The 7,050-nt window shown below is 63.0% G+C and carries 5 protein-coding genes; 3 read left to right on the forward strand and 2 right to left on the reverse strand.

From position 1 onward, the window contains the following. Nucleotides 1-22 precede the first annotated feature (22 nt). Nucleotides 23-649 (forward strand): glutathione S-transferase family protein, encoded by a 627-nt coding sequence (locus QQL87_RS28690; protein ID WP_284422258.1) that lies wholly within the window; start codon nucleotides 23-25, stop codon nucleotides 647-649. A 178-nt stretch (nucleotides 650-827) separates the two neighbouring features. Here QQL87_RS28690 and QQL87_RS28695 read toward each other — a convergent pair whose 3' ends face one another. Continuing rightward, nucleotides 828-1,463: a LysE family translocator gene (locus QQL87_RS28695; protein WP_284422257.1), complete on the reverse strand. Its 636-nt coding sequence runs from the start codon at nucleotides 1,461-1,463 to the stop codon at nucleotides 828-830. Nucleotides 1,464-1,548: 85 nt separating this feature from the next. Then, complete coding sequence (locus QQL87_RS28700; protein ID WP_284422256.1) at nucleotides 1,549-2,829, reverse strand: glycosyltransferase family 87 protein; 1,281 nt, start codon at nucleotides 2,827-2,829, stop codon at nucleotides 1,549-1,551. A 424-nt stretch (nucleotides 2,830-3,253) separates the two neighbouring features. Between QQL87_RS28700 and QQL87_RS28705 the strand changes: the two genes are divergently transcribed. Continuing rightward, entirely contained in the window at nucleotides 3,254-4,249 is a 996-nt protein-coding gene (locus tag QQL87_RS28705; protein WP_284422255.1) for an Hsp33 family molecular chaperone, read from the forward strand. A 691-nt stretch (nucleotides 4,250-4,940) separates the two neighbouring features. Then, the gene (locus QQL87_RS28710; RefSeq protein WP_284422254.1) at nucleotides 4,941-6,815 is read left to right on the forward strand and encodes a serine/threonine-protein kinase; all 1,875 of its coding nucleotides are present in this window, start codon (nucleotides 4,941-4,943) and stop codon (nucleotides 6,813-6,815) included. Nucleotides 6,816-7,050: the final 235 nt, after the last annotated feature.

A 7,050-nucleotide genomic window follows, 5' to 3' on the forward strand; every position in this document is an offset into this window, starting at 1 on the left:
GGGATAATCGGGAAGGACGCCCATGACGATCGAGCTGCACACATGGAACACCCCCAACGGCCGCAAGATCTCGGTCGCGCTGGAGGAGATGGGGCTCCCTTATCGCGTCATCCCGGTCGACATCACCAAGGGCGCCCAGATGGCCCCGGAGTTTCTGGCGATCAGCCCCAACAACAAGATCCCGGCGATCGTCGATCCCGATGGCCCCGCGGGCAAGCCGGTCAGCGTGTTCGAATCCGGCGCCATCCTGCTCTATCTCGGCGAGAAGACCGGACAATTCCTGCCGAAATCGCTGGCGGAGCGGATCCCGGTCTATGAATGGCTGATGTGGCAGATGGGCGGCTTCGGCCCGATGCCGGGCCAAGTGCACCATTTCATCGCGCTGTCGAACGAACAGGACCGCGCCTATGGCCTGAAGCGCTACATGGCCGAGACGGTCCGCCTGTATGGCGTGCTCGACCGCCGGCTCGCGTCCCACGAATTCGTGGCCGGGCCGCTGTCGATTGCCGATTTCGCCATCCTCGGCTGGGCCTGGCGCCACCCGCGCCACAAGGTCGACCTCGCCGACTTCCCCAACGTCAAGCGCTGGTACGACACCCTGATGGCCCGCCCCGCCGTCAAGCGCGGCATGGAGGCGAAGCTGGATTGAGGGTTTACCGGCGCCTCTCCGCCAGTGGCGCGACGCGGTCTCCACATCGGCGGTGCGCTCCCTCTCCCGCTTGCGGGGGAGCGAGAGCCACACGGGCGGTACCACGTCGACGAACGAATTCCCCACCCGTCTCACGCTCGCGCGAGCCGACCTCCCGCGAGCGGGCAGGCGAAAGCCGTTATCCCCGCCGCGCTTCCAGCGCCATGCGCACCGCGAGCCCGGCGAGCACCGTGCCCATCAGATAGCGCTGCACCAGCGACCAGGCCGGCCGCGTCGCCAGGAACAGCGCGATCGAGCCCGCGGCCATCGCGATCATGGCGTTGACGCTGACGCTGATCACGATCTGGATCGCGCCCAGCACGATCGACTGCGTCAGCACGCTGCCGGAAGCCGGATCGATGAACTGCGGCAGCAGCGCCAGATACAGCATCGCGATCTTCGGGTTCAGAAGGTTGGTGACCAGCCCCATCAGGAACAGCTTGCGCGGGCCGTCGATCGCGAGCTCCTTCACCTGGAACGGCGAGCGTCCGCCCGGCTTCACCGCCTGCCAGGCGAGATAGAGCAGATAGGCGGCGCCGGCGAGGCGCAGCGCGTCATAGGCGAACGGGACGGCGAACAGCAGCGCCGTGATGCCGAACGCCGCGGCGAGCATGTAGGCCACGAAGCCGACCGCCACGCCGCCCAGTGAGACCAGTCCCGCCGCGCGGCCCTGCGTGATCGCGCGCGAGATCAGGTAGATCATGTTCGGCCCGGGCGTCAGCACCATGCCGAGCGAGACCAGCGCGAAAGCGAGCAGGGATGAGCTGTGCGGCATGGCCAATGCGATGTCGTGGATCTCTCACCGCCAGCCTAGCGCAGACGATTCCCCATCGTCATCCCTTGCATTGCACCGAGAGCAATCAGCCCGCAGCCGGCGGCGCGACGTTCAGCGCCGGCAGTTGCCGGCCGAACCGGTCGCACGCGCCAGCGACGCTCAGCACCAGCAGCATCAGCAGAAGTGCCGCCACGAACGGGAGCGCGTGACCGATCATCGCGAGCAGGCAAGCGGCGAGCACGATCACGACGCCGATCTCCAGGGCGGAGATCGGCGCCCCCGCATCGATCCGCGCCTTCCAATGGATCGCAATTCCTGCGGCGACCATCGGCATGTCGTAGATCATCGCATAGGGCGTGGCGACGATGCTGCCGATCGCGACCAGCGCGATGGTCCGGTCATCGATGCCGCGCCGGCTCGCCCGCCAGATCAGCACGGCGACGGCGAATGAGACCGCGAGCTGGATGCCATAACCCACCCATGGCGGCGAACCGATCGCGTGCACGCCCGCCATCCATGTCGGCATCATGTGATCGAGGCTGGACTGGTTGGCCCGCAGCAGTGCCTGATAGTCCGAAAAGCGCGCGATCCATTGCAGCCAGATCGATTCGTCGATCGCAGCACTGGTGATCGCTGCGACGATCCCGGTCGTGGCGATCGCGCTGAAGATGGCGCGCCAGTTGCGCGACGCCAGCAGGACCACGGGCATCAGCAGCACGAATTGCGGCTTGTAGGCGAGCAGGCCGAGCAGGGCGCCGGCTGTCATGGGGTGGCTCGCGAGCAGGCGCAGCCCGCCGATCAGCAGCGCCGCCGACAGAAAGCCGTTCTGGCCGGTGATCGCGTTGATCAGCGTCGTCGGCGCGGCGAGCAGCGCGAGGCCGGACAGCGAGCGCCAGTCGCGGCCCAGGGTCGCGATCACGTAGGCTGCGAAGGTGACGGAGATCCAGCAGACATAGGCGACGGGCAGCGCCATCTGGCCTAGCGGAATCAGCGCCAGCAGGAAGGTCGGCGGATAGGGATATGGGAAGCCGCCGCCACCGAGCGCGGGATCCAGCCTTTGCTGATAGTCGGCGAGCGCGAACGGATCGTAGATCCCTGCGCCCGACAGCGCCGCGAACTTGCCGAACGACCACAGGCCGGAGAAGTCGCCGAACGCCGGCTGCGGCGACGACAGCCACCAGCTGACGAGATAGATGCCGTTGTAGAGGGACAGCGCGATCAGCAGCAGCCGGACGGCGCGGAGCTCGCGCTTCTCAGGGAGCGCAGAAGCTGAAGCTTTGTCCGGCGCCCGGCCCGCGCCGAGCGTCTCCGGAAGGCGCGCGGAGAATGCTGCTGGCGCATATGGATCGTCAGTTCGAAGCGTCATGCCGCAAGCTTGAGAGAAGCTCCTGCATGTTGTCTTACCGGCCCGTTTGTCGTGGGCGAGGCGATCGCATCATGTTGAACGGAGTGTTAAAGGCGCGGGGCGGCATCGGATCGCTCGCAGCGACCCGCCGTCGATCGAGAACCTGACGCAGCAACGCGATCCGCGTCAGACTCTGGTCGCACTGTCATCGCGGATTCGCCGTCAGCCGGCGCATGGGGTTGGTGACGAGGCGGCGGCGTTCAGCGTTCGGCCGAGATGCGGCATCTGCGCCGCCGACCTCTCGTGCGGCCCTCGACGCGAGGCACCTCTCCGATAGGGCCTGTCACGGACATGATCGTGCCGGCGGGAGGCTGTACCGCGCCCGCGCCATGGGCTAGGTCCATGGCCCCCTTCACTTTCCCTGCATCGTCCCCAAATAGGCGCCATGACAGCCTCCTCCCCCGACAACGACATCCATCTCGACACCAGCCGCGCGCCCTCGTCGGTGCCGGTCGACGACGCCGTGCTGCCGTTCGAGGTCGCCGCGCTCGACCTGCGCGGCCGGCTCACCCGCATGGGGCCGGCGCTCGACGACATCCTCACCAAGCACGCCTATCCCGCGCCGGTCGGCAAGCTGCTCGGCGAAGCCATCGTGTTGACGACCTTGCTCGGCTCGCAGCTGAAGTTCGACGGCCGCTTCATCCTGCAGACCCAGACCGACGGGCCCGTCTCGTTCCTGGTGGTCGACTTCCAGGCACCGGATCGGCTGCGCGCCTATGCGCGCTATGACGAGGCGCGCCTTGCGGAGGCGAAGGATTCCGGCGGCCTGCTCGGCAAGGGCCATCTGGCGATGACCATCGACCAGGGTCCCGACATGAGCCGCTACCAGGGCCTCGTCGCGCTCACCGGCGGCAGCCTGGAGGAGGCCGCGCACGAATACTTCCTGCGCTCCGAGCAGATCCCGACCCGCGTCCGCCTCGCCGTCGGCGAGGAATGGAGCGGCGGCAAGCACCGCTGGCGCGCCGGTGGCCTGCTGACGCAGTTCCTGCCGCAGGCGCCCGAGCGGCTGCGCCAGGCCGACCTGCATCCCGGCGATGCGCCCGAAGGCACCGAGCTGCACACGGTCGAAGAGGACGAGGCTTGGGTCGAGGGCCAGTCGCTGGTCGCGACCGTCGAGGACGTCGAGCTGATCGATCCGGCGCTGTCCGGCGAGCGGCTGCTGTACCGCCTGTTCCACGAGCGCGGCGTCCGCGTGTTCGACACCGTGCCGCTGCAGGCGCGCTGCTCCTGCTCGCGCGACGCCGTCGCCAACATGCTGAAGAGTTTTTCGCCCCAGGATCGCGCCGACATGGTGCAGGACGACAAGGTCGTCGTCACCTGCGAGTTCTGCTCCTCGGTCTATCAGTTCACCCCGCACGAAGCCGGCGTGACGGAGAACTGACGCTTGAGACTGCTGCGCTCGCACCGCGCGTCGTCGCAAGCGTGGTGGAGCGACGCTCCCTCCGCACGTCATCGCGAGCGCAGCGAAGCGATCCAGAGTGCCTGCTGCAGCCTTTGGATCGCGTTGCCTCATAGCTCCTTGCTATAACCATCTGCCCTTATTTGGGCGGTCGCGGCAGCTGCTTTGAACGGACCAGGGCAGCCGCAGCCATTTATTCTTTCTGCTTTTTACCTTCGGTCCTGCGCTCGCAGGCCAGCGGAAGTTTAGAGGGCAGGTTCATCACGACTGTCTGGCCGTTGGTTGTGAAACCCAAAGATGCTCTGGACTCAGCTTTTCCTTCCCATTGGGAAAGCAATTGGAGGAAATTGCAAGGATCTTTGCCTACGTCAGCGCCTGGTCTGCTGATGATGCTGCTACGCCTAGCAGGATGGTCGTTCTTCAGATCGCTTCACTCCACATACCTTACTCGCGCCTACGGGATTACCTCTGGCATTGGCAACTTCTGCGCGCAAATTCGTCTTGCCGCAGATTTCGTTAGCTGCTTTGATTCGGTGGGCTCGGGGAAACGTGCGATGCCGTTTTCTGTGAGAAGCGCATTCGTCGAGCAAGGCCTATATCGCGAGACGTTGGGCATTCACCACCGGACTTAGTTGCTGAATACACGGCAAGTCAGGAAATCGCGGGTGGGAAGGTGAGCACTCAGGACCCAATTCGAGTTGCTCACAAAGGTGTCCCATCGGGGACGCGGCTCAACGGCATCTATGAAGTGGACCGGCTGATTGGTGTTGGCGGGGTTGGCGAGGTCTACCGGGCACACGAGATCCAGACCGGCACGAGTGTGGCCATCAAGATGCTGCTCCCGGAAATGGCGGAGCATCCTTTGGCACTGGAGTTGTTTCGCCGAGAGGCTGCGGCTCTCCATTATCTGATGCACGACGCCATCGTTCGATATTTCGTGTTCACCGTCGAGCCCGTGCTGCAGCGTCCTTATCTAGCAATGGAATTCGTGGAAGGCCGGTCGCTCGCCGACATGCTGGACGTGGCCCCCTTGAGTTTTGATTCACTGCTGCTTTTAACTAGACGAGTTGCGTCGGGGCTTAGGGCTGCGCATGAGCGTGGAGTAATCCATCGCGATCTATCACCCAGTAACGTCATCGTTCCTCAGAATGATTTTACGAAGGCTAAGATCATCGACTTTGGCATCGCTCGTTCGACGCGGTTGAGTGATGTCACAGTTATCGGCTCGGCTCTCGTCGGAACGCACAATTACGCTTCGCCGGAGCAAGTCGGTCTTCATGGTGGCGAGGTCAGTTGGGCATCTGACGTTTACAGCTTGGGACTTGTGTTGTTCTATGCTCTGACCGGCGAGAAGCTCAATATGAGTGGTACCATGTTTCAACTTGTCGAGAAGAGACGGCGAGTGCCGGATCTTCGGGGTATTGATAAGCGGATCCGTCCACTGCTCGACCGGATGCTGCAGCCCAATCCCAAGGATCGCCCGACGACGGCCGAGATCGAGGTCTGGGCGATTGACATGTCGAATCTCAAGCCGGTCAAGGCTACCGAGCGCTTGGCTTCTAGTGAATGGTGGAATCCTTTCAGGCGGCGTCGGCAGCAACCGAGCAGGGACAACAGGCTTACTCAAATAGAGGACAAGCGCTTAGCAGAGGAGCGGCCTCCAGAATCGAAAATCCCACCGTCAACAACGGATATGGATAGACGAAGAGACACGCTGGAACGTTTGGCTGAGCTTGCGAGTCCTCAGCCATCAATTAACTTGAACGGACGGTTAGACGTACATCCAAATCAAGCTTACGATATCCCTAGCGTCGAAGGCGATATTGCTCTGCTTCCTCTGCGTCAACGGAACCTTGTTAAGGTCATTTTGGGCGATCTGCCAAAGAACGCGCCCGGGTATCTTAGGAGTTCACTTCGCTCGTACGACAGAGAGCTAAAGGTTCGTGGCAGCCAGCCAATACTAGGACTCTTGAAAGATGACGCGGGAATTATTGCGGCGGCCGTGAGTGCTCGCCATGCCGAGGACGAATGGTTAGAGCCCGGCATGCGCACAGCCTTTGATCTTTTCGACGAAAACCATCGTCGCATAGTTGAGCATTTTCCGCTCGATGCGACGCGCGAAGCCGTTTACGGGGCAACTCAGCTTCGGGAAGATCAGGCAGAAGGCAATAGGCTCACTGAACCATTTGAGACGGTGTCGAAAGCGGCGCTTGAAGCACATAAGGCCGGCGCGACGACGGACGAGTTCTTGGCGGTTATCGACAAGATGACGGAGTTCGCTCGAGTAATTTCAACCCAACCGAGCGAAGCGCTTGGCGGTAGATCTCGGCTTCCTCTGTCCTCACACGGCCATACTGTCGCGGACGATCGACTGTCGCCTAGTGCCCCGGTGACAATGAAGAAGCGAGTCATCCTAGGTGCTCTCGGCTTTTTCGAGCGGACATATAATCTGATTGGGACGAGTGTCACCATTGCGACCGCGTCTTACGGAGGCATCGCTGCGGCGTTGCGGTCCGCGATCGAACAACTCGTGCGTCTTCTCGGTTAAAGACGGCTGGATCTCTGGTCGCGTTGGCTCTAAAGGCGAAAGTGGACGGGATCGCGCGATCTTCGTTATTTTCATTCTATCGCTCGGGAATCTGCCCGTCGCGCTACTCTGTCGCAGCAACAAAGCGCTTGTGTCGTCGGGCAAATCACTGGCACATTTCCGCGCGTCCTGGTGCCGCATGAGCAACTGTGCTGTTGAGGTAGGCCGGCGATCGGCCGGCCTCAAGGCTGGCGCG

It is taken from the genome of Bradyrhizobium sp. SSBR45G, assembly GCF_030159255.1.
In the GTDB taxonomy this organism is placed as follows: domain Bacteria; phylum Pseudomonadota; class Alphaproteobacteria; order Rhizobiales; family Xanthobacteraceae; genus Bradyrhizobium.